Origin of the sequence: Promicromonospora soli (genome assembly GCF_014653785.1) — a bacterium.
Taxonomy (GTDB): Bacteria; Actinomycetota; Actinomycetes; order Actinomycetales; family Cellulomonadaceae; genus Promicromonospora; species Promicromonospora soli.
This window is the reverse complement of sequence record NZ_BNAS01000006.1, coordinates 209,665-236,019: the sequence shown is the minus strand read 5'-3', so window position 1 is coordinate 236,019 and position 26,355 is coordinate 209,665. Positions and strand designations below refer to the sequence as shown.

The window sequence follows — 26,355 nt, the reverse complement described above, 5'->3', positions numbered from 1 at the left end:
CATAACTAGATCTGATGAATGAGCTCCTGGGTGTCGCAGGGCGTTCACCGTGACGACAGCGGAACGTGCACCCGTACGCTCGTCCCGTGGACCTCCCCAGCACGATCGCCCGACCCGTCGACCACGAGCTGGTCATCAAGAAGTCGCGGTTCCTGGCCCACCTCGCCCCCGCCGGCAGCGTCGCGGAGGCCGACGCCGTCATCGCCCGCCTCCGCAAGGAGCTGTGGGACGCGCGCCACCACTGCGTGGCGATGGTGCTCGGCACGCACGCCGACCAGGCCCGCTCCTCCGACGACGGCGAGCCCAGCGGAACCGCCGGAGTGCCGATGCTGGAGGTGCTCAAGCACCGCGAGGTCACCGACCTGGTCGCAGTGGTGACCAGGTACTTCGGGGGCGTGAAGCTCGGCGCCGGCGGGCTCGTCCGGGCGTACTCGGGCGCGGTCGCCGCGGCCCTGGACGTCGCCGCGGCGTCAGGGGCGCTGCTCCGCCGCGAGCTGCTCCTCGAGGTCGAGGTAGCCGTGCCGCACGCCGATGCCGGCCGCATCGACAACGTGCTGCGCGACTGGGCGTCCGGGCACGGCTCCCTCATGGAGCCGCCCGCCTACGACGCCGTCGCGCACCTGCGCCTGCTGGTCCCGCGGCACGAGCTCGAAACCCTGACCGCCGACGTCGCCGCCGCCTCCGCGGGTAGCCTCTCCCCCGCTGTCGGCGAGGCCCGCGTGGTGGATGTGCCCGTACCCGCGGGCCCAGCGGCGCGCCGGCCTTGACCGGCCCTCAGAACCCTTCGGAACCGACCGTCGCACCGTCGGGCACGGTGCCGCCCTCGCCGGCAAGCTGCGCCTTGCCCTCGACCCGTACGCCCGACCCGAAGGTCCAGTCGCCGCGGACCGTCAGGGAGTCGGCGTCACGCAGCGACGGCGCGCCCGCGGCGAACCGCCGGGTGAAGCCGTCGATCAGCTTGTAGTAGTCCTTGTCCAGGTCCACCAGGGGCGCGGGCGCCTGGGCCTCGAGCCGGTAGTCCGGCGTCAGGGCGTAGACGTCCGAGCGCAGCACGAGCAGGTCGTTCGTCGTCTTCACCGGCAGGAACCGGGACCGCTCGACCTCGATCGCCGTCGCGCCCTCGAAGACGGCGACGGCGGCGCCCATCGCGGACTCGATCTGCACCACCTTCGGCGACGACGGGTCGGCAGGGTCCACCGTCTTGTCGTTGCGGATCAGCGGCAGCTCGAGCACGCCGGACGTCCGCTCCAGCTCGGCCGCGAGCGCTTCGAGGTCGAACCAGAGGTTGTTGGTGTGGAAGAAGGGGTGGCGGGTGGCGTCGAGGGATGCGGCGGTGTCGTCGGGGTGGGTCTGCGCGGTCTCGCGCTGGACGATGCGGCCGTCGGCCTTGCGGATGACGAGCTGGCCGCCCTTGACGTCGGCGGGTGTCTTGCGGCAGAGCTCGGCGGCGTAGGGGGCGCCGGAGGCGGCGAACCAGCCGGCGATGGTGGCGTCGGGGGTGGCGCCGAGGTTGTCGGAGTTGGAGACGCACATGTACCGGAAGCCGGCTTCGAGGAGCGCGACGACGACGCCGGAGGCGTGCAGGGCCGGGTAGAGGTCGCCGTGTCCGGGCGGGCACCATTCGAGGTCGGGGTCGCGGTCCCAGGTGACGGGGGTGAGGTCGTCTGCGAGAAGCTTGGGCTCGCGGTTCTGCAGGAAGTCGATGGGCAGGCCGTCGACGGCGATGTCGGGGTACCGCTCGAGGGCGGCGAGCGAGTCGTCGCGGGTGCGGAACGAGTTCATGAACAGGAGCGGGAGGCGGGCTCCGGTGGCCTGCCGGGCGGCGCGGACCTGGCCGACGATGATGTCGAGGAAGGTGAGCATCTCGGTCTCGCCGGTGGTCGAGATCGTCGAGACCCGGACGGGGAGCAGCGACTTGGCCTGGTCCATGCCCATGGAGGTGCCGAGCCCGCCGTTGAGCTTGAGCATCGCTGTCCTGGCGAGGGCGGCGGACGCGGCGTCGTCGCTGATGGTCAGCTCGGCGCGGTTCGGGATGTCGACGAGCGGGTCGATGTCCTCTTCGCGGATCAGGCCGGTCTCGCCCGACTCCAGCAGGTGGTAGAAGCGGGTGAACGTCTCGATGGCGGCGGGTGCCACGCCTGCTTCGGTCATCTTGGTGCGGGCCTGCTCGAGCCCGGTGGGGTCCGTCATGGGCACAGGTTATTCGAAGCGCGCCGGGTCGCCCGCACCTTCGCGGACCACCTGGGGATAACCCTCGGACCAGTCGACGACGGTGGTCGGCTCGGTCCCGGCGTCCCCGCCGTCGACGACGGCGTCGAGCACGTGGTCGAGCTCTTCCTTGATGGTCCAGCCGTCGGTCATGGGCTCGGCCTGGTCGGGCAGGATCAGGGTGGACGACAGGAGAGGCTCGCCGAGCTCGCGCAGCAGGGCCTGCGTGACGACGGAGTTCGGGATGCGCACGCCCACGGTCTTCTTCTTGGGGTGCGCGAGCCTGCGGGGCACGTCGGCGGTGGCGGGGAGGATGAACGTGTACGGCCCCGGCGTGGCGGACTTGATGGCGCGGAACGCGGAGTTGTCGAGCTTCACGAGCTGCCCGAGCTGGGCGAAGTCCGAGCACACCAGCGTGAAGTGGTGCTTGTCGTCGAGCTTCCGGATGCTGCGGATGCGGTCGGCCCCGTCGTGGTACTCCATGCGGCAGCCCAGCGCGTAGGAGGAGTCCGTCGGGTAGGCGACCAGGGCGTCGTCGCGCAGCATGGCGACGACCTGCCCGATGGTGCGCGGCTGGGGGTCAACGGGGTGGACGTCGAAGTAGCGGGCCATGCGGCCGAGCCTAGTCGGGCGCCCGGTCCCGTGCGCAGCGCCTGGTCGCGGGCTAGTCGCGCGCGAGGGCGCGGCGCAGCTCGTCCGCGCTGGCGTTCCCGCCGGTGCAGACGACGCCGACGCGGCGGCCGGCGAACCGCTCGGGGTAGGCCAGGACGGCGGCGAGCGCCGCGGCCCCTGCTCCCTCTGCGACGGTGTGTGCGCCGGTGAGGTACAGCTCCTGGGCGGCGGTGATCTGGTCGTCGGTGACGAGCACGAAGTCGGTGAGGTGCCGGCGCATCAGCGCCTGGGTGACCTCGAACCCGCAGCCGACGGCGAGGCCCTCCGCGCGGGTGGTGTTCTGGCGTTCGACGAGGAGCCCGGTGTGCCAGGAGTCGTGCGCGGCGGGCGACGCGGTGGACTGGACGCCGATGACCTCGGTGCGGGGCGAGACGGCGGCCGCCACGAGGCTGGCCGCTGCCGCGCCGGACCCGCCGCCGACGGGTACGACGAGCACGTCGAGGCCGGGCGCCTGCTGGAGCATCTCGAGGTAGAGGGTGCCGACGCCGGCGATGATGGCGGGCTCGTTCGCCGCGCCCACGAGGCGGGCGCCGGAGGCTTCGGCGAGGGCGGTGGCGTGCTCCCGGGCGTCGTCGAAGGTGGCGCCGTGCAGCAGGACTTCGGCGCCCAGGTCGAGCACGGCGCGCAGCTTCACGGGGTTGGGGTCGTCGGGCATGACGATGGTGCAGGCGGTCCCGGTCAGGCGGGCGGCGTAGGCGACGCCCTGGGCGTGGTTGCCGGTGGAGTAGGCGATGACGCCGCGGGCGCGTTCGGCGTCGGACATGGAGAGCAGGAGGTTGCTCGCGCCGCGGGCCTTGAAGGCACCTGTGCGCTGCTGGTTCTCGTGCTTGACGACGACGCCGGTGTCGGCGGCCCGGTCGAGGTCCGGGTACACGCCCACCGGGGTCCGGACCACTATGCCCTCCAGCCGCGACTGCGCGGCGAGGACGTCGGCGATGGTCGGGAGCGGTGCGTTTCCCGTGGACACGGCCGGGGCGGTCGCGAGCTTCATGAATCCACCATGACCCCCGCATGACCCATAGGTCCAATGCTTGTTACGTTGATTTTCGATCGATCACGCCTATCTTTCTGCGTTAACCTGGAGACATGACCGCAGAGCTCGACCTCACCCGGCTGCGGGTCCTCGCGGCGGTGGCCCGTACCGGCTCCGTCACGGCCGCAGCGAAGGAGCTGCACTACGCGCAGCCGTCAGTCAGCCACCACCTGTCCCGCCTGGAAGCCGACGCCGGGATCCCCCTGCTGCAGCGGCACGGCCGCGGCGTCCGCCTCACCGAGGCCGGGCGCCTGCTCGCCACCCGCGCCGAGGAGATCCTCGGCCGCGTGGAGGGCGCCCGCCGCGAGCTCGACGCGCTCGCGGGCCTGCGCGCGGGCCGGGCCCGTCTCGCTGCCTTCCCCTCGGCGCTGGCCACCCTCGTGCCCGACGCCGTCGCCCGGCTGGTGCAGGAGCACCCCGGCCTCTCCGTGGGCCTGGTGGAGTTCGAGCCGCCAGACGCCGTCGCGGCACTGCAGTCCGGGGCGGTCGATGTCGCGCTCGTGTTCGAGCACATCGACGTGCGCCACGCCCGCTCCATGGACGACCTGTCCCGCTTCGAGTCGACCACGATCCTCGACGAGCCGGTCAACCTCGTGACCGCGGCGGACCTCGATGCCGCGCCGGCCCCCGGCGTCGTCCCCGACCTGAAGGCCCTGCACGACGCCGACTGGATCGCCGGCTGCGAGCGCTGTCGGGCGGACATGGTCGCCCGCTGCGCCGCCGTCGGCTTCGCCCCACGGATCGCCTTCGAGACCGACGACTACGTGGCCGTGCAGGCCCTGGTCGCCGCCGGGGCGGGCGTGAGCCTGCTGCCCGGGCTCACCCTCCTTGCCCACCGCCACCCGGGGATCGCCACCGCTCCCCTGCCCGGCGCGCTACGGCGGGTCATGGCCCTGACCGTCGGCCCGCCCGCACCGCCCGCGGAGGCCCTGATTCGTCAGCTCGTCGCCGCAGGCGCTAGCGTCACCGTGTGACCACGGCCACACCTCCCGCGCCCCGCGAGCCGAGGGCACACGCGGGCTGATGCTCCTCCTGTCCACCTTCTTCTACTCCGCGGGCGGCGCCGTCGCGGCGTTCATGGCGCTCGAGGCATACCTGGCGGTGGCCGCCGCCGACGAGACCTACCCGAGCGTGCTCCTGGCCGCCGTGGCCGCCGCCGGCCAGATCGCCGGCAAGCTGCTCTGGTACTGGGCGGGCGCCGGGACCACCCGCCTGCCCTGGCTGCGCCGCAAGCTCGAGGCCCCCAAGGTCGACGCCGCGATGACCCGCTGGCGCGACCGCACCGAGGGCCGCCCGGTCTATACGGGCGCCGTGCTGCTCGCCTCGGCGTTCGCCGGGATCCCGCCGTTCATGGTGATGTCCGTGGTCGCGGGCGTGCTGCGCGTCCGGATGTGGCTGTTCCTGAGCACGGGCCTCGTCGGCCGGTTCTTCCGGTTCTGGATAGTGCTCGAGGCCGCCGACTACGCGTGGTTCCTGCTCTGACCCGGAGCGCCGTGCCCGTGATCAGAGGTCGGTCGCGCCGTCCACGGCCTCGCGGAACAGGTCCGCGTGACCCGCGTGCCGGGAGTACTCCTCGACCATGTGCACCAGGATCCACCGCAGGGAGATGAGCCCCGAGCGCCCGGGGCGCACGGTGGTCTGGTCCAGGACGCCCGCTCCGCTCACCGGCACCTGGTCCAGCGCCCGGTCGAGAATCCGCTCGGAGGCGGCGACGGCGTCGTCGAACAGGGCCGTGAGCTGCTCCGGCGTGTCGTCCAGGGCGCTGTTCCAGTCCCAGTCGCTGTCGGCCGCCCAGTCCACCGTGTCCCAGGGCGGGGCGGGCTCGTTGCCGGCCAGCCGCACGTTGAACCAGACGTCCTCGACGTACGCCAGGTGCTTGAGCATCCCGGCCAGAGTCATGGTCGACGGCGGGTGCGGCGTGCGCAGCTGCTCCACCGTCAGGCCGTCGCACTGCCGGCGGATCGTGGCGCGGTAGAAGTTGATGAACGACCGCAGCGTCGTCACCTCGTCGGCGACGATCGGCGGGTCGGTCCTGGGGATGGGGTCGGCCATCGGGCCGGATGCTGAGGTCACAGCGCGACAGTACCGATCGCGACGATGTGCTGGCTCATGTCCGGCACGCCCGGCGTGGTCGACAGGGCGCGGGCGAGCGTGAGCGCGGCGCCGATCAGCGCGGGTGCCTCCGGGGCACTGAGCGCCACCCGCTCCAGCGCCCCGCCGGCCGGACCCTCGATGCCGTGCACGACGACGCCGGCCAGCCCCGCCTCCGTCGCCTCGGCGGCGAGCTCGGCGGCATCGTGGAAGTGCGCCGCCGGGAAGGGAATGTCGGCCGGGGCCTCGCCGCGTTCGAGGATCGCCCGCCAGGCAGGCGGCGCGAACAGCTCGTAGCCGCCGCCGACCAGCGCGGCGAGCCGGGTGATGCCCGCGGCGACCACCGTGCCGCCCGGGCGGGTCACGCGCACCGCCTCGCGCAGGGCCTGGAGGCGGTCCCCGCGGGTCGCGAGGTGGTAGAGCGGGCCGAGGAGCAGCACGGCGTCGAACTCGTCGTCGCCCAGGCCCAGGCCCGGCCCGGACAGGTCTCGGGCGTCCCCGACGCGTGCCTCGAAGGTGCCGTGCTCGGCGGCGCGGGCGACCTGCGCGGCGACCGGGTCCACCAGCAGGACGTCGTAGCCGTCCGCCGCCAGCGGCGCGGCATGCACCCCTGTGGCACCGCCGACGTCGAGCACCCGTGCGCCCGGCGCGAGCCGCTGCCGGACCAGCTCCTGGGTCCTGGTGTGCTCCAGCGGGCCCTGCGCGGAGGCGGCCGTGAGGCGGGCGTTCTCGTCCCAGCCGCTCTGCCCGGAGTAGTACTCCTGGATCCGGTCGTCGACCGTGCGCTGGTCGGTGCTGCTGCCGATGCCCTGCCCGCCGCTCTCCATGGCGAGACCGTAACGACGCCCGGCGTCGGGCCGCCACGTGTTTCCATCAGGAAAACACTTTGGCGTTTCACCCCAACCGAATCGTTACGTGTCCAGGAGGCCTCTTTTGCTCGGAGTGTGAGCATGGCAACATGCGCAAGGTGCACCTGATCCGAGAATTCACACCTGACGCCTACGAGTTCGCGCTGTCGTCCTGGTCGTGGATCGGCACGGGTGACAAGATCCCACGCTTCGCGTCCTGCTTCGGCGACATGTTCCTCGAGTCCGTCGACGGGTGGTGGTTCCTCGATACGGTCGAGGGCACGCTCGAACGTCGCTGGAGCTCGATGGACGACATGTTCGCCGACCTGGAGGGCGACGAGGGACGCGCCGAGTACCTCCTCGAGGAGACCCTGAACGCCGCGCTCGACCAGGGCCTGCGCCTCGGGGAAGACGAGGTCTTCGCGTTCCTGCCGCCGCCCGCGGTGACCGGCACCATGTCGGTGGCCTCCCTCGCGCCGCTGCGCTTCGCCATCGCCGCGAACCTCGCCGGGCGCATCCACGGCGAGCTCAACGGCGTGCAGCCCGACGCCGGCGCGTCGGCCCTGTTCGCAGCGCAGAAGTTCGCCGCGGCCCAGAATGCCGCCGCGCAGAACCAGGCCGCTCACCAGGCCGCTCAGAGCCAGGCCGCGCAGAGGCTTGCCGCCGCTCCGGCGTTCGACGCGTCGAACCCGCAGGCCGACCCGTGGGAGCCGACGCAGCAGGTGAACACCGGCGCCTACCCGTCGTACCAGCCGGCCTCCGAGCCCGCCTACGAGACCCAGTACGCGGCCGGGTCCGAGCTGGACTACGGGTCCGGGCAGCAGGGCTACAACTCCGGCACCTACGCCGGCGCACCCGCCGGGTACACGGCCCCGGCCTCCTACACGACACCCGCCTCCGCAGGGGCGCATGCCGCCGCTCCGGCAGCCGCCCCGCAGGCCCCAGCCGCCACCGCCTACGGCGCGCAGGGTGGCCACGGCGGCTATGACTATCTGGACAGCTCGCACACCATCGACTCGGGCCAGTTCAGCCAGTACATCGCCGACCAGTACAACACCGGCCAGGTGGCCGCCGTCGGCTACGACGCGCCCGCCCCGGTACAGCCGAAGCCGCGCCAGGACGGACGCTGGTCGTACGCCTGAGGCTCCGCCACGCGCCCTGCGTCCCGCGCTACTCGTCCAGGCCTGCCACCGCGGCCAGGATCAGCACTGAGCCGACGATCCCCGCCGGCCCCAGACGCTCCCCCAGCACGACGGCCGCGGCGACCGCCGCCGTCACCGGCTCCAGCAGGGTCGCGACCACCGCCGCCCCGCTGCGGGTGGTCCGCAGGCCCGCGTAGAAGAGCCCGTAGGCGAGGGCCATCGTGAACAGCCCGAGGTAGGCGAGCGTGCCGAGCGTCGTCGGGTCCGTCGTGACGTACGGCCCGCCGCCGGCCAGAGCGACCGGGACCAGGCCGACGGCGCCCGCCGTCGTCGCGACGGTGGTCAGGGCGAGCGGGTCGACGGCCTCCGACGCCAGCAGGGTGCTGCCCAGCCCCGTGGTGGCCGCGTAGACCGAACCCGACGCGACGGCGAGCACCAGACCGAGCACCGGCTGCCCGCCGACGGCGTTCGCCCCTGACGCCGCGCTCACCAGCACAAGACCGGAGAGCGCGGCGGTCACGACCAGCGCCAGGCGCAGGGTGCTGCGGGGGCGGGCCGTGCGCCGTCGGGCGCGGACCAGGTCCACGACCGCGAGGAGGACCGGCGCCAGGCCCAGGCTGACGACCGTGGCGACGGTGACGCCCGCGGTGGCCACGGACCCGAAGTAGAGCGCCTGGTAGGCGCCCGTCCCCAGCCCGACGACGATGGCGCGTGCCGGGTGCGCCCGCACCAGGGCCACGAGCTGCGGCCCGCGCCGCAGGACGAGCGACGCCGCGACCAGCGCGACGGCGGCGATGAGCATGCGGTAGGCGCTGACCGTGAGGACGGACATCGACGAGTGGCCGCGAAGGACTTCCAGGGCGAGGCCGCCGGTGCCCCAGAGGACTCCGGCGAGGCATACGAGAAGTAGCCCGATTCGAGTGGATGGCATGTGTGCTCCTGGCCGGTTCCAGCAGGTTCCGGCCTGTTCTTCCGGTTGACTACCGGATGGCTTCCGTGGACAGGGAGTCGTCGCGGAGCACGCCTCGTCGCCGGCCCGTGCGGGCCGGTCGCAGTGCCGCTCCGGTCAGATGACCGGGGGCGGCAGGACGGAGCAGATGGGAGTCACGGTCCGGATGCTAGCAGCGGCGGCGGGAGTGTCGGTGGGGCGGTCTGTCGACGGCGGCGTTGCGGTCCGGCTGGCAGCCCGGAACAGCCGGCCGCACTGGACCTGGTACTGGTGACTGGGTGCTGCGGAACGGACCATCGGGTTGTCCACAGCTTTGGATCTGAGGATGCGGAGCCACCCAATCGCACATATATTCGATGTACAGGTGATTCTTGATCACACTCTGGCGTTGAAGGGAGGTGCCATGGATGCGAGCATGAGCGAGGTCAGCGAGGGCTCCGGCGTGCTCACCGTCGTGGAACGCTCGCTGCGCGCCGTGACCGCCGTGGACGCTACCCAGACGCGCCTCAGCGTCTCGACAACGGCACCGGGACCTGTCCTGAGCTGGGGCGTCCTGCCTCTGGATGACAAGGGTGCCCTTCCCCTGGCGCTGGTCACGTGGCCCGGCCACCCTGCCACGACCGGTCTGGTCGGTACGAGAAGCCTGGACGGGCTGCCGGTGGGTGCGGGCCTGGTCGAGGTCCTGGCGCGTGTCGAGGTCGCTGACACCGACGACGCGGTCCTGCTGGACGTGGCGGCCAGGTGGCAGGAAGTCGTCTCCTGGGCAACGGCCATGCAGTCGCGCGCCCTGGGTGAGATCGGACGGCGCCGCGGCTGGACCGAGGAGCACAACGCCGCGGCCGCCGAGATCAGCGCCCGCCTGCGCGTGCCGCAGGGCGAGGCGAACAAGCACATGGCCCGCGGTGCGGGCCTGGCCGAGCACCCTCAGGTCATGAACGCCCTGCACGAGGGCGTGATCGACGTCGTCAAGGCGGACATCCTGCTGCGCTCCGGCAACCCCCTCACCACAGAAGAACGCGAAGAGGCGATCACGCTCTACCTGCCGCAGGCACCCGAGCACACCCGCCGGTGGCTGCAGGACAAGATGAATGCGTTCGCCACCCGCCTCAAGGGCAGCACCGAGACCACCAAGCACGCGATGACCCGGCGGGCGGTGTTCCTGGACCCGGCGGACAACACCATGGCCTGGCTCAGCGCCCACCTGCCCGCGGCCGACGCCGCCGCCGTCTGGGACGCGGTCGAGCAGGCCGCCCACGCTCTGCGCCGTGCCTCCGGCGCGACTCGCACTCTGGCCCAGGCCCGCGCCGACGCCCTCGTCGCGCTCGCGACCGGCCGCATCGTCGTTCCCCCTCAGCCCGAATGCGCGCCGCGGAGCAACGAGGGCAGCGCCGAGCCGTCGGGCAGCACCGAGGGCGTGGACGCGCCCCAGCTGCCGCGGACCACGGTCCCGGCCACGGGCTGCACCTGCGGCGGCTGCACCTGTGGCGGCGCGGCTGTGCGGATAATCCCGGTCAAGCCGCAGATCCGCATCACCGTCCCGGCCAGCATGCTGCTGGGTCTGGACAACACCCCTGGACACCTGGACGGGTACGGCCCGATCCCCGCCGATACCGCGGCACTGCTCGCGACCGACGCGACCTGGCAGCGCCTGATCACCGACCCGCTGACCGGGATCCTGACCGACTACTCAACCACCGCCTACCAGCCCGGGAAGATCCTGCGCCAGGCGGTCACCGCCCGCGACCAGACCTGCTGCTTTCTGCAGTGCGACCGCCCCGCCCACTGGGCCGACCTGGACCACATCACCCCCTACGACCACGGCGCCGAGCCCTCCGACAAATCAACGGGCGGTCCAGGGCAGACCCGCGCCCAGAACCTCCAGCCGCTGTGCCGCGCCCACCACCTCGCCAAGACCCACCACGGCTGGACCCCCGTCCGCGACCCCGACACCGGGATCACGACCTGGACCGCGCCCACCGGACACGCCTACACCCGACCCGGCACCCAGATCGGAACCACCAACCCAGCTGCCGAACGCCCCGACACCGGGCACAGCAGATCGGCGCATACCAGCAACGACATCACCAGCCTCACCGAGGACACCCGAGCACGCCTCGGACAACTTCCGCCCGGCGACCGGCCCGTCACTCCAGACCACGTAGCCAAAGACCCGAGCAGCACACGCCGGCCGGCCAGGAACCACAGCACCGAACCGCCGACCACCGGACGGCAGTTCCGACGTTCCCCCGACGAACCACCGTTCTGAGGCGAGCCTGGAGCCCCCTCGACCCGCCCCTCACCCCCGCCCGAGCTCCGCCACGCGCCGCAGCACCGCGTCGGGCACCGGTTCGGACACGTAGTCCTCCGTGACGGGTGCCGATGCCACGCGGCGCACCGGCACGTGCCCGGCCCAGCCGGTCAGCTCCAGATCGCCGGGCTCGAGCGTGGCACCGCCCTCGCGCTGCTTCATCGACGCCTCGGCCAGCGGGAGCGCGATCACGGCGGTCGCCGCCAGCTCCTTCCGCGTCGCGGGGCCGAGCATCGCTGCCCGCCCGGGCACCATGTGGTCAACGACCAGGTCGAGCGCCCGGCGTCGTTCCTCGAGGTCGGTCACCCGACGCGGTCGTCCGATCACCACCGCCGACCGGTAGTTCATCGAGTGATGGAAGCCCGTCCGCGCCAGGACCAGGCCGTCCAGCTCCGTCACGGTCACGCACACGTCCTGCTCCAGAGCCGGCGCGAGCCAGCCCGCGGCGACCGACCCGTGCAGGTACAGCGTGCCGCCGTCGTCCGGCCCGGCGGCGTCCACGCCGAAGGCGACCGGCAGGACCACCGGATGCGCCCCGACCACGACGCCCAGGTGCGCCACCAACGCGTCGGAGAGCAGCGCCATGAGCCGACGCCGGTCGTCGACCTGGCGGTTCCGGCCACGGGTCGGGGTCGTGCGCGTGGTGGGTGAGAGGGGCTGCGTCGTCATGCGGCTAGCCTGCCCCGAGAGTGGCTCATGAACACGGGCCAGTTCGCCGTCATTCGAACAGGCCACTCGTGCAGCCACCTGACGGACCACTCAATCAGGCACCTGACAGCCACCGAATCAGCCACGGGTCAGCCACCCGAATCTGTCATCCAGCGCCCCGACCCCGCACTTGCCCCAGTTCGGAAGGAACGTGATGCTCCCCGTCCGCCTCGACCGCACCCGCGCCGAGCCGCTCCCGGCCCAGCTTGCGGCCGCCGTCCGCGCGCTCGTGACCGACGGAACGCTCACCACCGGCGACCGCCTGCCCTCCAGCCGCGCCCTGGCGGCCGACCTCGGAGTGGCGCGCGCCGTCGTCGAGCAGGCTTACGACCAGCTCTTGGCCGAGGCCTGGGTGCAGACACGGCGCGGTTCGGGCACGTTCGTGGCGTCCGGCGAGGCGCTCCCCGTGCAGGCTCCCCCGCCGCGGCCCGCGACGCGCGCACCCCAGTACATCCGCCTGGACGCGGGCACACCCTGGATCGACCCGCGTCATCTCGCGGGCTGGCGTCGCGCGTGGCGTGAGGCCTCCACGGCGAGGCCGCCCCGGGGTTACCCCGACCCGCGCGGCATCCCGGAGCTCCGCGAAGCACTCGCCGAGCGCCTCGCACGCACCCGCGGCCTGACCGTGGAGCCCGACGAGATCCTCGTGACGGCCGGCAGCACGGACGGTCTGCGGCAGCTCCTGGGCGGGCTCGGTCCCGGGTCCGTCCTCGTCGAGGACCCGGGGTACCGCGCCGCCGTGGAGATGGTCCGGGCGTCGGGCCGCGCCGTCGTCGACCATCCGGCGCTGGCCCCCGTCACAGACCTCGCGGGGTGCGCCGCCGCCTACGTCACCCCCGCGCACCAGCACCCGCTGGGCAGGGTCATGCCTGCCGCGGACCGGCTCGCGCTGCTCGCGGCCGCCCGCGCCGCGGGCGCCGTGGTGGTGGAGGACGACTACGACTCCGAGTTCCGGTACGACGTCACCCCCGTGCCCGCCCTCGCGGCGCTCGACCGGTCGCGGGTGGCCTACCTCGGCACCGCGTCGAAGTCGGTCAGCCCGAGCCTGCGGCTCGGCTGGCTCGTCGCGCCGCCGGAGGTCCACGAGAGCCTCGTCCGACGCCGCACGGTCACGCACGACACGCCACCCTGGCCCAGCCAGCGCGCCCTGCTGACCCTGCTGCGCGACGGCTGGGTCGACAAGGTGGTGCGCACCGCCCGACGCGTCTACGCGGACCGGGCACCACGCGTCGCGGCCGCACTGGGGCCGCACGCCGAGCTCGCCGGTCCGCTGGCCGGGATGTACTCGACCTGGCTCACCGATCCGGCCAGGGCCCTCGCGGCGAAAGCAGCCGCAAGGGCCGCCGGCTTCGACCTCCCACTCCTGGCCGAGTACTGCCGCAGCGCGAACCTGACCGGCGTCGTGCTCGGCTTCGGCGGCGTGACCGACACCGAGCTCGACCGTGCGCTGTCGGCGATCGCCGACGGCCTGTGCGGTCCCGGGTCGACGCGTGACCGCTGAGCCGACTCAGACCAGCGAGTCCCGCCAGGCCTGGTGCAGCCGGGCGTACCTGCCGTTCCCCGCGATCAGCTCGGCGGGCGTGCCGTCCTCGACGATCCGCCCGTGCTCCATGACGAGCACCCGGTCGGCGATCGCCACCGTGGACAGGCGGTGGGCGATGATGATCGCCGTGCGGTCCGACAGCAGGGTCTGCAACCCACGCTGCACCAGCCGCTCGCCGGGCATGTCCAGCGAGGACGTCGCCTCGTCGAGCACCAGCACCGCCGGGTCGGCGAGGAAGGCCCGGGCGAACGACAGCAGCTGCCGCTGGCCGGCGGACACGCGCCCGCCGCGCTTGTTCACGTCGGTGTCGTAGCCGTCGGGCATGTCGAGCACGAACGCGTGCGCGCCCACCGCGCGGGCCGCCGCCTCGATCTCCGCCTGGGTGGCGTCGGGGCGACCGAGCGCAATGTTCTCGCGCACGGACCCGCTGAACAAATAGGCTTCCTGTGTGACCATGACGACGGCGCGCCGCAGGTCGGTCGAGGCCAGGTCCCGCACGTCGACCCCGTCCAGGCGCACGGCGCCCTCCGTCGCGTCGTAGAACCGCGTCACGAGCTTGGCCACCGTCGACTTGCCCGCGCCGGTGGTGCCGACCACCGCGACGGTCTGCCCGGCGGGGATAGTGAGGTCCAGGTCGGGCAGCACCACGGGCCCGTCGCCGTACCGGAACCGCACGTGGTCCAGCCGCAGCTCGCCCCGGGCCCGGCCGTCGGCCAGGGGCAGCGGCGTCGGGTGGGCGGGCTCGGTGACGGTCGGCTCCTCGGACAGCAGGCCCGACACCTTCTCCAGCGCCGCGGTGGCCGACTGGAACGAGTTGTAGAACATGCCCAGCTGCTGCACCGGCTGGAAGAACCGCTTGCAGTACAGCAGCACGGCCGCCAGCACGCCGACGGCCAGCGTCCCGTCCAGCACGCGCCAGCCGCCGATCGCGAGGGCCGCCACGACGGTCATGTTGCCGATCAGGATGAGGCCCGGCTGGAACCGGCCGTTGACGCCGAAGATCTGCAGGTTGGCGTCGCGGTAGTCCTCGCCGAGCTTGCGGTAGTCGGCCTCGGTGGTGGGCTCGCGGCGGAATGCCTGCACGGCCCGCATGCCCGTCATGGTCTCGACGAACTTCACGATCAGCCGGGCCGACGCCGTCCGCTGCTCCCGGTAGAACAGCTGCGACATGCGCTGGAACCAGCGGGTGAGCAGCCACGCCGGGACGAACGCCACGGCGAGCACCAGGCCGGACCGCCAGTCGATGAGCAGCAGGCTCACGAACGTGAACAGCATCAGCAGCAGCGAGGAGACGACGCCGGTCAGGCCGCCGTCGAGCAGCTCGCGCAGCGCCTCCAGGTCGGAGGTCTGCCGGGAGATGATTCGGCCCGACGTGTACGACTCGTGGAACTCCAGCGACAGCCGCTGGGTCTGGCGGAACACCCGGCGGCGCAGGTCCAGGAGCACGGCCTGGGCGATCCGGGCGGCGGCCCGCACGTAGGCACCCGCCGCGACCCCGCCGAGCACGGCCGCCACGAGGTACCCGGCGCCGGTGAGCACGAGCGGCGTGACCGACCCGTCGCGCAGGGCGGGCACCGCCTCGTCGATCGCCTCGGCCACGAGCCACGGCCCCGCCACCTGGCCGAGCGTGGACGCCACGACGAGCACCGCGGCCCAGACCAGGGCCTTCTTGTGCGAGCGCAGCAGGTCGCCCAGCAGGTGCATGGACCGGCGTCGGACGCTGCGCGAGGCCTCCTTGCCGAGGCTCGTCTCGTCGTCCGCGGCGGCGTTGGTGGGCCGACGGCGGCCGGCCGGCCCGGTGGTGGGCTCAGTGGTTGCCGTCATGACAGCGCCTCCTGGCTCTGCGAGTGGCTTTGTGAGTGGCTCTCCGCGTCAGCGTCCGGGGCGGCGGAGCGGTCGTGGTCGTGCGTCTCGTAGTCCTCTTCGAGGCTCGAGATGATGTACCGGTAGTGCGGATCCCTTGCGAGCAGCTCCTGGTGCGTGCCGACGGCGGTGATCCGCCCGCCCTGGAGCACCGCCACGCGGTCCGCGAGGGCCACCGTCGACGGCCGGTGCGCGATGATCAGGCTGGTCGTGGCCACGAGCACGTCCCGCAGGCGGGCCGTGACGGCCTCCTCGGTGGTGACGTCGAGCGCGGACAGCGGGTCGTCGAGCACGAGCACGCGCGGCCGGGCGGCGATGGCGCGGGCCAGGGCGAGGCGCTGCCGCTGGCCGCCGGACAGGGACAGGCCCTCCTCGCCGATGCGGGTGTCGACGCCGTCGGGCAGGTCGGCGACGAAGTGCGCCTGGGCGACCTCGAGGGCCTGGTTCAGGAGCGCCTCGCGCTCCGCCTCCGGCACCGTGTCGGCGACGCCGAGCAGCACGTTGTCGCGCACGGACGCGGAGAACAGCGTCGGGTCCTCGAAGGCGACGGCGACCCGCTCGCGCACCTGGGCGCGCGTCATGTCGCGCACGTCGACGCCGTCCACCTCGACGACGCCCGCGGTGACGTCGAACAGCCGGGGCGGGAGCATCGCGAGCGTGGACTTCCCGGAGCCCGTCAGGCCGACCAGGGCGGTAGTGGTGCCGGGCGGCAGCTCCAGGTCGACGCGGTCGAGCACGGGACGCGCGGCGTCGTCGTGCTGGAAGGTGACGTTGCGGAAGGCGACGTGGCCACCCTGACCAGGGGTGACGGCCGGCAGGTCGGCCGGCACGTCCGGGTCGGTCAGGGGGTTGACGGTCTCGATGACCTCGAAGAACCGGTCGACGGCGGTGCGCGCGTTGAGCGTCATCGACAGGGTCATGCCGAGGTCCACGACCGGGCCGTTGATGACGGCGGTCGTCGTGAAGAACGCGACCAGGGCGCCGAGCGTCATGTCGCCGGACGCGACCAGATACGTACCGACCACGAGCGCCACCGCCTGTGTGACCTCGGGGATGACGCGCAGGGCGGTGGTCAGGCCGGCGTCCGTGGTGGCCTTGCGGATCTCGGTCTCCCGGAGCTCCTCTGCCTGGTCGGTGAACTGGTCCAGCGCGTCCGAGCCGCGGCCGAACGCCTTGAGCACGCGGATGCCGTGCACCGACTCCTCGACCGTCGTGGCGAGGTCACCCGACTGGTCCTGGGACAGGCGGGAGATCTTGCGGTACTTGCGGGAGAACCGGAACGCCAGGACGGTCACCGGGATCGCGCCGCACAGGAAGATGATCCCGAGCCAGCCGCCGGTGACCACGAGCAGGCCGACGCCGACGACGATGGTCACGAAGCTGACCACGAGCTGCAGGATGCCGAACACGAGCCAGCGGCGCAGCAGGCCGAGGTCGCCCATGATGCGGCTGAGCAGCTGCCCGCCGGGCCAGCGGTCGTGGAACGCGATCGGCAGGTCCTGCAGGTGCCGGAACAGCGCCATCCGCATGACGGCCTCGACGCGAGTGCCGGGGAACATCACGAGGGTGCGGCGCAGGAGGATCAGGCCGGCCTCCCCCGCGCCGAGCAGCGCGACGAGGACGACGGACCAGATCAGCCCGGACCAGTCGTGCTCGCGCGCGCCCGCGGTGAGCGGACCGTCGGTGACCCACTGCAGGACGCGCGGGATGGCGAGCGCCATGAGGCTGGCGCCGAGCGACGCGACGAGCCCGCCGATGAGGCGGGGCAGGGCGGCGCGGACATAGGGGTAGAGGCGGCGGACGGACGCGAAGGTGCTGCGCTCAGAAGAAGGGTCGGATCGATTCGAGCTTTCGTCTGTTGGAGGCATCGCACTCATTGTCCCGCGTGGTGCAAGTTGTTAGTTTGGGTAAGCACCCGTTCAACGCACGCGCACCGACAGGCAGGTCACACAGCCCTCTAGCTTCTCGAACTCGGTCACCGGCGTGGTGAGCACCGTCAGCCCGCGGCCGCGCAGCAGCTCGGCGGTGGCCGGCGCGGCGTCGGACAGCAGCACCGTGGTCTCGTCCAGGACGACGACGGCGGTGCCCTCCGCCTCCGGGACCGGCAGGAACGCGTCGAAGCGGGTGACGTCGTCGACGGTTGGCTCGTACCCGATGACCGTGCCGTCGGGCAGGGCGGTGACCGCGGACTTCAGGTGCAGCGCCCTGGTGACGGGCACCTCCACCACACGCCATCCGCGCGGTTCGAGCAGCGACCGGAGCTGGGCCGCGCCCTCGGCGTTCGTGCGCGCCGTGCGCCCGACGTAGACGGTGCGGCCCACCTTGAGGATGTCGCCGCCCTCGAGCGTGCCGGGGCTGGTGATCTCCACGACCTCGCGCCCGGTCGCCTCGGCGGCCGGCCGCATCGACTCGACCTCGCCGCGCCGGGACAGGGCGCCGGGCCTGGTCAGGACGGCGAGGCCGTCGAAGATGACCACCGTGTCCTCGACGAACACGCCGTCGGGGTGGCTGTCGGCCGCCGGCAGCTCCCGCACGTCCCAGCCCAGGCCGCGGAACACGTCCACGTACCTGTTCCACTGCTGGACGGCCAGGTCCGCGTCGACGGGGACGCGTTCGAGGTGCGTCAGCTCGCCGTCGGCCAGGGCGGACGACGGCGGCCGGACGAGCAGGGTGCGGTGCGCCGGCGCGCCGGCCGGCGAAGCGGATGCGATAGCCATGCAGCGACGTTAGCCGACGGCCCCGCCCGCGAGCGCGTGCTCCCGGGTGAGGTAGGCCATGCGGGCCTCCTTGGGGCCTTGGGGCGACTCGTACGAGACCAGCTCGCCGGCGGTGAAGCCGATGGCGACGATGCGCTTGATCGCCTTGTCGTTGCGGGCGTCCGGCTCGGCGACCAGGCGGCGCGTACCGGGTCCGGCGAAGAGGAAGCCGAGGATGGCGGGCCCGAGCACGGTCCAGGGGTCGGCGGGCGCCTCGTGCCGCGCGGCCGGCCCGCGGCTGCCGAGGAAGAAGTGCAGCCCGAGGTCGCCGGGCCGGACGTCGTAGGCGGTGGCCACCGGGTCGTGCTCGGGGTGGTAGGCCTGCAGGAGCACCGCCGGCTCGCCGTCCCACCGCACCAGGTAGGCGTGGTGGGTCTCCAGCGAGTCGACGAATGCGTACGTGTCCCGCACCTCGTCCCGCGTGTGCTCGCCCATCCCCCAGAACTCGGCCCGGGGCTGGGTGAACCACCCGTGCAGCAGGTCGGCGTCGGCGTCGGGGTCCAGCACGTGCACGGTGACGACGCCGTCCGCGCCGAAGCTCCGGCGCCACACGTCCTCGCCGCGGGCGCCGTTCAGCAGCCGGAGGCTCGTGTCCACGGGCCGCAGGCGCTCCCAGTCGGTGACGACGGTGGTGGTGCCGGCGTCGGCCCAGGTGGCGTGCTGGTCGTCGAAGTGTGGGGTACCGGGCCGGCCGTCGGCGCCGAAGGGGACGCCCCACCGGCTGTTGGCCCGGTCCGACAGGTCCCAGACGTACCGTGCGACGGATCCGCGGTAGGCCGTGTGCGCGATGCCTGGCGCTCCGCCGGTGCAGCGCACTGTCTCGTTGTTCCCCGAGACGGGGGCGTGGGTCACGCCGGACGCCGGGTCCGCCAGCGGGTCCAGCAGCGGGTCGGCGATCGGCACCGGATGCAGCGGGGCGGCGACGTGCAGGTCGCCCCAGGTCGGTTCGCCCTTCCCGGCGCCCGGTCCGGCGACGGCGCCCGGTCCGACGACGTCCGCCAGCGCGGCGCTCGCCTCGGCCGCGGCGTCGATGCGGGAGCGGGTCCCGTCCGGTCCGTCGACGACCAGCCACTCGGCCGCGAGGATCCGCCCGAGCCCGGCGCCGACCGCCGTCGGGAGATCGAAGAACCCCTCCAACAGTGCCGCGAGCGCCGGGTCCTGGCCGTGCGGCCGGCGGAGGGCGGCGAATACGGGGTGGTCCGCGAGGCGGCGCACCAGGGTGTCGCGCCAGCGCATGTAGAGGGCGGCGTCGGTGGAGTCCGCGTCGACGTGGGCGCCGGCGGCCACCCAGGCGCGCAGGCGGGCGGCGGCCGGGGAGGTGTCGTGGGCCAGGTGTTCGACGAGGCCGGGTGCGCCGAGGTCGCGGGTGTCGCCGTGGATCCGGTGCTGTGTGTCGGGCGACTCGGGGGCAGTCGCCGCGGCGAGGAGCTGCCGGATCCGCTCGGCGCGGTATGGCGGGTAGGTCCAGCCGAGGTCGTGCGCCTCGCGCCCGGGGCGGACGTCGCGCGGCCCGTGGCCCGGCCGGCCGTCCAGCTCGGCGGGCGGCTGGGTCCTCGGGCGCTCGTTGGCGTCGACGGCGACCTGGGTCACCGGCGTCGGTGCCGGGAGGTCGACGAAGCCGTCCGCGGGCTTGGCGGCCGGTAGTGCGCGGTCCGGCATGGCCGAGGACACGGCGGGGACCTTGCCGGCGGTCAGGCTGAGCACGTCGCCCGTGCTGTCGGCGGTGAGCACCCGGTTGACCGGGTCGACCCACCGCCCGAACGCGTCGGCGACGTCCCGTGCGGTGCGGGCGTGCAGCAGCGCGCGCCAGGCGCCGACCCCGGTGTCGGACAGCTCGCGCGCCGGCCAGTGCAGGTGCCAGCCGTCCGGGCCGGCACCGTCCGGACCGGCACCGTTCGGACCAGCACTGTCCGCGCCGTCGGACACGACCTCCACGTGGTGCGCCCCCGCGTTGGTGATGCCCCAGGCGACGGAGACAGAGCCGCCGTCCGGCCCAGCGCCCGGCGACACCGCGTGCCCGAAGTGCGGGATGCCGGGCACGCCCGGGAAGGCGAACCCGAGCACGTCGTACGGGTCGGCCGGGTCGGTGCACGCGAGGCGGACCTGCTGGTACGGGCCGGGGAGCTCCAGCGTGCGGTGCGGGTCCCCCGCGACCAGCGGGCTGCCCGACGCCGTGAACGCCCCGTGCACGGCCCACGCGTTCGAGCCGGAGCTCGAGCCCGCTTCGACCGCGAACAGGCCCAGCACCTGCTCGAGCGGCACTCCGGGGACGTGCAGGTGCCGCGCGACGTGCGAGCGCCACAGGACGCCCGGGAAGCCGTTGAACAGCACGTGGCACGCGAGGAACACCCCGATCGGCGTCCACGGCGCCCAGGGCCGGAACGGCACCCCGGCCAGCTCCGGCACGTCCCGGCCGCCCGCGAGCAGCCCGGCGTTGACCCCGTCGGCGTAGGCGGCGAGCCAGGCCCGCTCCGGCCCGTCCAGGGCGTCGTAGATCTCGCGTGCCGTGCCGGCCAGCCGCTCCCGGGCGGCGAACCGGTCCCAGGCCGCGCCCGCCTCGCCGGCGATCTCGGCGTACCGCTCCTCGGCCCGCATCCGGTCGGCCTCGATCTGCAGCCCCCGGTCCTGGGCGGTCACCCAGCCCTGGCCGTAGGCCAGCGCTGTCTCGGTGGCGGCCCGCACGTGCGGGATGCCGAGGTCGTCGCGAAACAGGTCGAAGGTTGCGGGGTGTGCGGCCACGTCCCCCATCATCGCCCTGCTCCTCGCCCGGCCGGGTTGGGCAGAGTTCCGGCGTAGATCAGCGACTCGGACTGGTTGGTCAGGTCCACCATCTGCAGCGTGTTGCGCAGCTGCAGGCGGTTGAGGCACGAGTGCGCGAAGCGCGCGGCCCGCAGGTCGACGCCGGACCTTGAGTCCGGGTGCTCGGCCGCGTGCCGGTCGATGGTCTCCGCGACCAGGGCCCAGAACCGCTCCTCGCGCAGCACGCCGTCCTCGGCCAGGATGCCGGACAGGTGCCGCAGCACGCCGTCGAACACGTCGGTGAAGATCGAGAGCGCCTTCTCCTCGTCGTCGACGACCGCCCGGATGCGTTCGACGCCGTCGGGCAGGGGGCGCTCGCCGAGCACGGCGACCTCCTCGCCGATGTCCTTCATGATGGCGCGCCGCACCACGCCGTCGCGCAGCACCAGGATGAGGTTCTCGCCGTGGGGCATGAACGCCAGCTCGTACGTCAGCAGGCAGTGCACCAGCGGGTACAGGTAGGCGTCGAGGTAGGCGCGCAGCCACTGCTCCGGCGCGATGCCCGACGCGCGGACCAGGCCGGTGGCGAACGACGCCCCGCCCGCGTCGCGGTGCAGCAGGCTCGCCATGGTCACCAGCCGCTCGCCGTCGCCCAGCCGCGGTACCGGCGACTCGCGCCACAGCGCGGCCAGCATCTTGCGGTGCGGGTTCGGCTGGGGCGTGCGGTGGTAGACGTCGCCCGTGTAGCCGACGGAGGCCACCTCGCGAAGCACGCCGAACCCGGTCCCGCGCAGGGTCTCGTCGCTCGTGACCAGGTCCGCCACCCAGTCGTTGATGCGGGGCGTCGCACGCATGTAGGCGGGCGAGAGCCCCCGCAGGAACCCCATGTTCTGGATGGCGAGCGCCACCTTGACGTAGTGCCGTTCCGGGCGGGTGCGGTTGAACATGGTGCGGATCGACTGCTGCGGCTGGTACTCGTCCGAGCCCGGGCCGAGCGGCACGAGGTCGCCGCGCGCGACGTCGGCGGCGAACGTGATGGCCACGCGGTGCTCCCACTGCCACGGGTGCACGGGCAGGTAGAGGTAGTCGGCGCTCTCGAGGCCGCGGGCGGCGAGGCGGTCGGCGAAGGCGGCCCGCTCGGCGTCGGACAGCTCGGCGCCGTAGTGGCCCTGCTCGGTCTGGTCGGCGGCGAGCGCGAGGTGGGTGTGCTCGCGGCGGGCGGCGAGCCACAGCACGCGCATCCGTGCGCCGCGTTCGGGCGCGTAGGCGCGGTAGTCGGGCAGCGAGAAGCCGATGCGGCCGTTGTTCGCGACGAAGCTGGGGTGCCCCTCGGACATGGCGGCTTCCACCTGCTGGAACGAGTCCGCCACGGCCGGCGTACCGGAAGCCGCCCGCGCCGCCTCGAGCAGGCCGCTCACGGACGGCGTGCCGCCGTCGAGCTCGCGCTCCCGCTTCGCGGCCGCGCCGGCCAGGGTGGAGGACAGCTCTTCCAGGTAGGTCGCCAGCATGGCGTCGGGCACCTGCAGCAGGGGCTGCAGCTCGGCGATCAGCTCCAGCGCGTCCACCGGCAGCACGACGTCGCCGCGCAGCCCGGCGTCGGCCGTGCGGCGGATGGACGCCGGGTCGATGACCCAGTGCTCCAGGGCGTACCGGCGGGCGGTGAACCGGTACGTGACGGCGTCCAGGGCGAGGCGGTAGGCGTCCGGCGCGACGCGGGGCTCGGGCTCGGGCTGGAACAGCCGCTCGTGCGCGAGCTCCGCGAGCGCCTTGGCGGCCAGGTGCCGGTGGGCGTGCTCCATGTGCCCGGCGGTCAGGTGCGGGGCGAGCTCCACACCCTCGCCGAGGGCGGACGCCGCGAAGTCGTCGCGCGTGGCGACGCTCAGGGCCGCGCGCTTGGCGTGCGCGCCGCGGCCGAGGTCCACCTCGCGCAGCACCCGGAACCCCGCGGCGGCGTTCTTGGCGGCGATCTTCCGGTTGCCGACGTCGGGTTCGACGACGACGCGTGCGGCTCCCTGGCCCCATAGGCAGAACCGCATGACCGCGGTCATGACGGCGTCGGTCAGGCCGTGCCGCGGCGTGGTGGGCGGGGCGACGAGCAGGTGCATGCCGAGGTCGCCGGGCTGCGCGTCGTGGACGCCGTCGAGCACGACCTGGGCCGGGTCGTAGGTCTCCGTCAGGAACACCGGCTCGCCGTCGAGGCGGCCGAGCCAGGCGGCCTCGTGGGGACGGGCCTGGACGCCGGCCAGGTACTCGCGCACGTCGTCGACGTGCAGGTCGCCCATCTGCCAGTACGACGCCGACGGGTGCGCGAGCCAGGCCTGCACCAGCTCGGCGTCGCGGGCGGGGTCCACTGGTTCGAGCGTGACGTCGCCGAGGCGGGTGGTGGTGGTGAACGTGTGCACGGTGGTGGGAGCGGTCACCGGGCGACCTCCATCTCGTTGTCGCGCTGGATCGCCCGCCGGCCGGCGTCGGGCAGGCCGAACTGCTGGAAGGCGATCCGGCGTTCGATCGCGTACGGCTCGCGGCCGGTGACGTTCGCGAGGATCACGGAGTTGCGCCAGGCACCGAAGCCGAGGTCGGGCGCGGTCACGCCGTGGGTGTGCTCCTCGCCGCCCACGACGTGGATCCGCCGGTCGTCGTCGACGGTGTAGTCGCGGGTGACGGCGTACCGGCCCCGCTCGTCGAGGTTGACCAGGCCTGGGGCCAGGAACCCCGGCACCGAGCCGGCGTAGCCCGTGGCGGCGACTATCGCGCGGGTGCGGTGCTCCGCCGTCGTGCCGAGCTGGGCGTGACGGAGGGTGAGGACGTACTCGCCCGCCCCGGCCGCGCCGTCGGCGTCGAACCGGGCGGCGACGACCTCTGTGTCCGAGAGGAGCGTGGTCGGCACCTCGGTGCCCAGGGCGGACTTGCGGTACAGGGTGTCGTAGATGTCGTCGACGAGGTCGCCGCTGATGCCCTTGTAGAGGTTGCGCTGCTCGCGCCCCAGGACGTCGCGCTGCCCGATGGGCAGGGACACGTAGTGGTCGGTGTACTCGGGCGACGTCATCTCGAGCGTCAGCTTCGTGTACTCCATCGGGAAGAACCGTGGCGAGCGGGTCACCCAGTCCAGCCGGTGCTCCCCCGGCGCGGTGCCGCAGCCGTCCAGCAGGTCGCGGTAGACCTCGGCGGCGGACTGCCCGCTGCCGACCACGGTGACGGCGCCACCCGCGACCAGCGCCGCGCGGCTGGGCAGGTACTCGCTGGTGTGCACCACGGGGCCCGCGCCGTCGAGGCCGCTCAGGGCCGCGGGCAGGCGCGGCTGGGTGCCGGTGCCCAGCACAAGGTGCTTGGCACAGTATTTCTCGACGCCGTGGGCGGTCTGTGCGGTGACCTCGAACAGGTAGGCGCCGTCGGTCGCGGGGTCCGGGACCCGCACGACGCTCGTCACTCGCCGCCCCCACCGCAGCGTCGGGAGCTGCTCCGCCACCCAGCGGCAGTACTGGTCGTACTCGGCACGCAGCGGGTAGAACGACTCGCGGATGTAGAACGGGTACAGCCGCCCGGTCGCCTTGAGCCACGCCAGGAACGAGTAGGGCGACGTCGGGTCCGCCATCGTCACCAGGTCGGCCAGGAAAGGGACCTGGATGGTCGCGCCGTCGATCATCATGCCGTGGTGCCAGGCGAAGCCGTCGCGCTGGTCGAGGAACACGGCGTCCACGTCGTGCAGGGGCTCCGCGAGCGCCGCGAGGCCCAGGTCGAACGGGCCGATCCCGATGCCGAGCAGGTCGTAGGTCTTCATCGGGTCTCTCCTTCGGCGCGCGCGAGCCGGGGGTGCACGTCGCGGCACGGCGGCTCCTCGGTGTCCGTGAGCGCCTCTCCCGCGAGCAGGCCGTGGGCGGCGGAGCGGACGAGCTCGAGCACGCCGCGGATGTCGGCGAGCGTGGCATCGGGGTTGAGCAGCGTCAGCTTGAGGCAGGGGCGGCCGTCGATGACGGTCTTGGCGACCAGAGCGCGGCCGGAGTCGAACAGCACGCGCCGCACCTGGGGCACGAGGGCGTCGGCGCGTACGGGGTCGAGGCCCTCGGGTTCGTAGCGGAACAGGACGGTGGACAGGTCGGTGGTGCCGACCACCCGGAAGTCGCGGTCCGTCGCGAGGTCGTGGTGCACGGCGGCGGCCAGGTCGCAGACGGCGTCGACCATCGCGCCGACGCCGTCCGCGCCGAGCGCGCGGAGCGTGACCCACAGCTTGAGCGCGTCGAAGCGGCGGGTGGTCTGCAGCGACTTGTCGACTTGATTGGGCTCGGCGTTCTCCTCGGGGTTGAGGTAGTCCGCGTGCCAGGCCACGGGGGCGAGGTCCTGCCGCTCGCGCACGATCAGGGCGCTGGACGACACGGGCTGGAAGAACGACTTGTGGAAGTCGACGGTGACGCTGCGGGCCCGCTCGATGCCGTCGAGCAGGTGGCGGCGCGTGGGGCTGACCAGGAGCCCGCACCCGTAGGCGGCGTCGACGTGCAGCCAGGTGCCGACGGCGTCGCACAGGTCGGCGATCGGGCCGAGCGGGTCGATGCAGCCTCGGTCGGTGGTGCCCGCCGTCGCGACGACGGCGATCACCGTGTCGCCGGTGCGCTCGATGTCGACGAGCGTCTCGGCCAGGGCGTCGGGGCTCATCCGCCCCTCGGCGTCGGTGCGCACGGCGACCACGGCGTCGTCGGGCAGGCCGAGCAGCAGTGCGGACTTGGCGATGCTGAAGTGGCTCACGTCCGTGGCGAGGATGCGCATCGACTCCAGGCGGGTGCCGGTGCGCCGCGCCTTCTCGCGCGCCAGGAACAGGGCCTGGAAGTTGGACTGGGTGCCGCCCGAGGTGAAGATGCCGTCGGCTGCCCCGCTGCCGGCCTCGACGCCCCGCTCTGCGCCGTCGACCGCGAACCCGATGCGGCCGGCGGTCCACTCGACGAGGCGGCGCTCCATGAGGGTGGCGACCGTGGACTGGTCGTAGGTGTCGACCGAGGTGTTGATGGCGGCCAGCATGGTCTCCGCGCCCACGGCGGGCAGCGCGACCGGGCAGTTCAGGTGCGCCGTGTAGGTGGGCTCGTGGAACCAGATGGCGTGCTTCGCGTACAGGTCGCCCGCCTCCCGCAGCGCCTCCCGTGTGCCCGACGGCGGGCCGTCGAGGTCGACGGCGTCCACGAGGTCCTGCAGCTCCCCGCGGCTCGCGCCCGAGAACGGCTGGGTCACCGACGCGAGCCGGGCGGCTACGTCGTCGGCGACCGCGCGGACCGTGTCCGCATAGGTGCTCGCGGTGGCTCCGCGCAGCAGCGCGGTCGTGTCGTGGCTCGGACCCGGCGGCGGTGCGGCGGTCACAAGCTGCGTCACTGCGGGCAGACGTGAGGGCATGGAGAAGGCTCCTCGAGCAGGCGAAAGGAACGCCGCCCGGACCGGACGGCGCAGTGGAACTTAGGTTTGCCTGACCTAACCTAATCGCTCGGCGGGCCTCGTCAAGCCATGGGTGAAACGAG

Annotated in this window: 20 protein-coding genes; 6 read left to right on the top strand and 14 right to left on the bottom strand. The window is 73.2% G+C overall.

Annotated elements, in window-relative coordinates; genetic code table 11:
• Positions 1–86 precede the first annotated feature (86 nt).
• Positions 87–767 (top strand): IMPACT family protein, encoded by a 681-nt coding sequence (locus tag IE250_RS19275; RefSeq protein WP_189670920.1) that lies wholly within the window; start codon positions 87–89, stop codon positions 765–767.
• 7 nt (positions 768–774) lie between these two features.
• Here the strand turns inward: IE250_RS19275 and IE250_RS19270 are convergent, their stop codons facing one another.
• From IE250_RS19270 to IE250_RS19260, 3 genes are read right to left on the bottom strand one after another with little or no spacing between them, the layout of a single operon-like run.
• A complete protein-coding gene (locus IE250_RS19270; protein WP_189670919.1) occupies positions 775–2,190 on the bottom strand; it encodes a UTP--glucose-1-phosphate uridylyltransferase in 1,416 nt (471 codons plus the stop codon).
• A gap of 9 nt (positions 2,191–2,199) precedes the next feature.
• The gene (locus tag IE250_RS19265) at positions 2,200–2,820 is read right to left on the bottom strand and encodes an L-threonylcarbamoyladenylate synthase (protein ID WP_189670918.1); all 621 of its coding nucleotides are present in this window, start codon (positions 2,818–2,820) and stop codon (positions 2,200–2,202) included.
• Between the two features lie 52 nt (positions 2,821–2,872).
• Positions 2,873–3,871 (bottom strand): threonine ammonia-lyase, encoded by a 999-nt coding sequence (locus IE250_RS19260; protein ID WP_189670917.1) that lies wholly within the window; start codon positions 3,869–3,871, stop codon positions 2,873–2,875.
• A gap of 95 nt (positions 3,872–3,966) precedes the next feature.
• Here IE250_RS19260 and IE250_RS19255 point away from each other — a divergent pair, with 95 nt between their 5' ends.
• Positions 3,967–4,887 carry a LysR family transcriptional regulator gene (locus IE250_RS19255; protein ID WP_189670916.1) on the top strand — a complete coding sequence of 307 codons (921 nt, stop codon included), beginning with the start codon at positions 3,967–3,969 and terminating at the stop codon, positions 4,885–4,887.
• Between the two features lie 49 nt (positions 4,888–4,936).
• Entirely contained in the window at positions 4,937–5,395 is a 459-nt protein-coding gene (locus IE250_RS19250; RefSeq protein ID WP_189670915.1) for a hypothetical protein, read from the top strand.
• Between the two features lie 21 nt (positions 5,396–5,416).
• Here IE250_RS19250 and IE250_RS19245 read toward each other — a convergent pair whose 3' ends face one another.
• Positions 5,417–5,986, bottom strand: coding sequence for a DinB family protein (locus IE250_RS19245; RefSeq protein WP_308434170.1), 570 nt, complete (start codon positions 5,984–5,986; stop codon positions 5,417–5,419).
• The gene (locus IE250_RS19240; protein WP_189670914.1) at positions 5,983–6,831 is read right to left on the bottom strand and encodes a class I SAM-dependent methyltransferase; all 849 of its coding nucleotides are present in this window, start codon (positions 6,829–6,831) and stop codon (positions 5,983–5,985) included. The genes IE250_RS19245 and IE250_RS19240 overlap by 4 nt, the downstream gene beginning before the upstream one ends.
• Positions 6,832–6,962: 131 nt before the next feature.
• On the opposite strand from IE250_RS19240, the gene IE250_RS19235 reads away from it, so the two are divergent.
• A complete protein-coding gene (locus IE250_RS19235) occupies positions 6,963–7,994 on the top strand; it encodes a hypothetical protein (protein WP_189670913.1) in 1,032 nt (343 codons plus the stop codon).
• 28 nt (positions 7,995–8,022) lie between these two features.
• On the opposite strand, the gene IE250_RS19230 is transcribed toward IE250_RS19235, so the two are convergent.
• The gene (locus IE250_RS19230; protein WP_189670912.1) at positions 8,023–8,925 is read right to left on the bottom strand and encodes a DMT family transporter; all 903 of its coding nucleotides are present in this window, start codon (positions 8,923–8,925) and stop codon (positions 8,023–8,025) included.
• A gap of 433 nt (positions 8,926–9,358) precedes the next feature.
• Between IE250_RS19230 and IE250_RS19225 the strand changes: the two genes are divergently transcribed.
• On the top strand, positions 9,359–11,209 hold the full coding sequence (locus IE250_RS19225; RefSeq protein WP_189670911.1) for an HNH endonuclease: 1,851 nt from the start codon (positions 9,359–9,361) through the stop codon (positions 11,207–11,209).
• Between the two features lie 30 nt (positions 11,210–11,239).
• On the opposite strand, the gene IE250_RS19220 is transcribed toward IE250_RS19225, so the two are convergent.
• Positions 11,240–11,920, bottom strand: coding sequence for a pyridoxamine 5'-phosphate oxidase family protein (locus IE250_RS19220; protein ID WP_189670910.1), 681 nt, complete (start codon positions 11,918–11,920; stop codon positions 11,240–11,242).
• A 193-nt stretch (positions 11,921–12,113) separates the two neighbouring features.
• On the opposite strand from IE250_RS19220, the gene pdxR reads away from it, so the two are divergent.
• A complete protein-coding gene (pdxR, locus tag IE250_RS19215; RefSeq protein WP_189670909.1) occupies positions 12,114–13,460 on the top strand; it encodes a MocR-like pyridoxine biosynthesis transcription factor PdxR in 1,347 nt (448 codons plus the stop codon).
• 6 nt (positions 13,461–13,466) lie between these two features.
• On the opposite strand, the gene IE250_RS19210 is transcribed toward pdxR, so the two are convergent.
• The 7 genes from IE250_RS19210 to IE250_RS19180 are packed head-to-tail and all read right to left on the bottom strand — an operon-like array spanning position 13,467 to position 26,233.
• Positions 13,467–15,326 carry an ABC transporter ATP-binding protein gene (locus IE250_RS19210; RefSeq protein ID WP_189670908.1) on the bottom strand — a complete coding sequence of 620 codons (1,860 nt, stop codon included), beginning with the start codon at positions 15,324–15,326 and terminating at the stop codon, positions 13,467–13,469.
• On the bottom strand, positions 15,323–17,242 hold the full coding sequence (locus IE250_RS19205; RefSeq protein WP_373301718.1) for an ABC transporter ATP-binding protein: 1,920 nt from the start codon (positions 17,240–17,242) through the stop codon (positions 15,323–15,325). Before IE250_RS19205 ends, IE250_RS19210 begins: the two co-directional genes overlap by 4 nt.
• 42 nt (positions 17,243–17,284) lie before the next feature.
• Complete coding sequence (ddaH, locus tag IE250_RS19200; protein WP_189670907.1) at positions 17,285–18,082, bottom strand: dimethylargininase; 798 nt, start codon at positions 18,080–18,082, stop codon at positions 17,285–17,287.
• Positions 18,083–18,091: 9 nt separating this feature from the next.
• Entirely contained in the window at positions 18,092–20,872 is a 2,781-nt protein-coding gene (locus IE250_RS19195; protein WP_189670906.1) for a GNAT family N-acetyltransferase, read from the bottom strand.
• On the bottom strand, positions 20,869–23,280 hold the full coding sequence (locus IE250_RS19190; protein WP_189670905.1) for a GNAT family N-acetyltransferase: 2,412 nt from the start codon (positions 23,278–23,280) through the stop codon (positions 20,869–20,871). Before IE250_RS19190 ends, IE250_RS19195 begins: the two co-directional genes overlap by 4 nt.
• Positions 23,277–24,638, bottom strand: a complete 1,362-nt coding sequence (locus IE250_RS19185) for a lysine N(6)-hydroxylase/L-ornithine N(5)-oxygenase family protein (RefSeq protein ID WP_189670904.1) — start codon at positions 24,636–24,638, stop codon at positions 23,277–23,279. The genes IE250_RS19190 and IE250_RS19185 overlap by 4 nt, the downstream gene beginning before the upstream one ends.
• On the bottom strand, positions 24,635–26,233 hold the full coding sequence (locus IE250_RS19180; RefSeq protein WP_189670903.1) for a pyridoxal phosphate-dependent decarboxylase family protein: 1,599 nt from the start codon (positions 26,231–26,233) through the stop codon (positions 24,635–24,637). Before IE250_RS19180 ends, IE250_RS19185 begins: the two co-directional genes overlap by 4 nt.
• Between the last annotated feature and the right edge of the window lie 122 nt (positions 26,234–26,355).

Excerpts from the sequence above, each read along its gene's own strand:
- IE250_RS19270 (WP_189670919.1), bottom strand. The coding sequence starts at position 2,190 with ATGACGGACCCCACCGGGCTCGAGCAGGCCCGCACCAAGATGACCGAA.
- IE250_RS19265 (WP_189670918.1), bottom strand. The coding sequence starts at position 2,820 with ATGGCCCGCTACTTCGACGTCCACCCCGTTGACCCCCAGCCGCGCACC.
- IE250_RS19260 (WP_189670917.1), bottom strand. The coding sequence starts at position 3,871 with ATGAAGCTCGCGACCGCCCCGGCCGTGTCCACGGGAAACGCACCGCTC.
- IE250_RS19255 (WP_189670916.1), top strand. The coding sequence starts at position 3,967 with ATGACCGCAGAGCTCGACCTCACCCGGCTGCGGGTCCTCGCGGCGGTG.
- IE250_RS19250 (WP_189670915.1), top strand. The coding sequence starts at position 4,937 with ATGCTCCTCCTGTCCACCTTCTTCTACTCCGCGGGCGGCGCCGTCGCG.
- IE250_RS19240 (WP_189670914.1), bottom strand. The coding sequence starts at position 6,831 with ATGGAGAGCGGCGGGCAGGGCATCGGCAGCAGCACCGACCAGCGCACG.
- IE250_RS19235 (WP_189670913.1), top strand. The coding sequence starts at position 6,963 with ATGCGCAAGGTGCACCTGATCCGAGAATTCACACCTGACGCCTACGAG.
- IE250_RS19230 (WP_189670912.1), bottom strand. The coding sequence starts at position 8,925 with ATGCCATCCACTCGAATCGGGCTACTTCTCGTATGCCTCGCCGGAGTC.
- IE250_RS19225 (WP_189670911.1), top strand. The coding sequence starts at position 9,359 with ATGAGCGAGGTCAGCGAGGGCTCCGGCGTGCTCACCGTCGTGGAACGC.
- IE250_RS19220 (WP_189670910.1), bottom strand. The coding sequence starts at position 11,920 with ATGACGACGCAGCCCCTCTCACCCACCACGCGCACGACCCCGACCCGT.
- pdxR (WP_189670909.1), top strand. The coding sequence starts at position 12,114 with ATGCTCCCCGTCCGCCTCGACCGCACCCGCGCCGAGCCGCTCCCGGCC.
- IE250_RS19210 (WP_189670908.1), bottom strand. The coding sequence starts at position 15,326 with ATGACGGCAACCACTGAGCCCACCACCGGGCCGGCCGGCCGCCGTCGG.
- IE250_RS19205 (WP_373301718.1), bottom strand. The coding sequence starts at position 17,242 with ATGAGTGCGATGCCTCCAACAGACGAAAGCTCGAATCGATCCGACCCT.
- ddaH (WP_189670907.1), bottom strand. The coding sequence starts at position 18,082 with ATGGCTATCGCATCCGCTTCGCCGGCCGGCGCGCCGGCGCACCGCACC.
- IE250_RS19195 (WP_189670906.1), bottom strand. The coding sequence starts at position 20,872 with ATGATGGGGGACGTGGCCGCACACCCCGCAACCTTCGACCTGTTTCGC.
- IE250_RS19185 (WP_189670904.1), bottom strand. The coding sequence starts at position 24,638 with ATGAAGACCTACGACCTGCTCGGCATCGGGATCGGCCCGTTCGACCTG.
- IE250_RS19180 (WP_189670903.1), bottom strand. The coding sequence starts at position 26,233 with ATGCCCTCACGTCTGCCCGCAGTGACGCAGCTTGTGACCGCCGCACCG.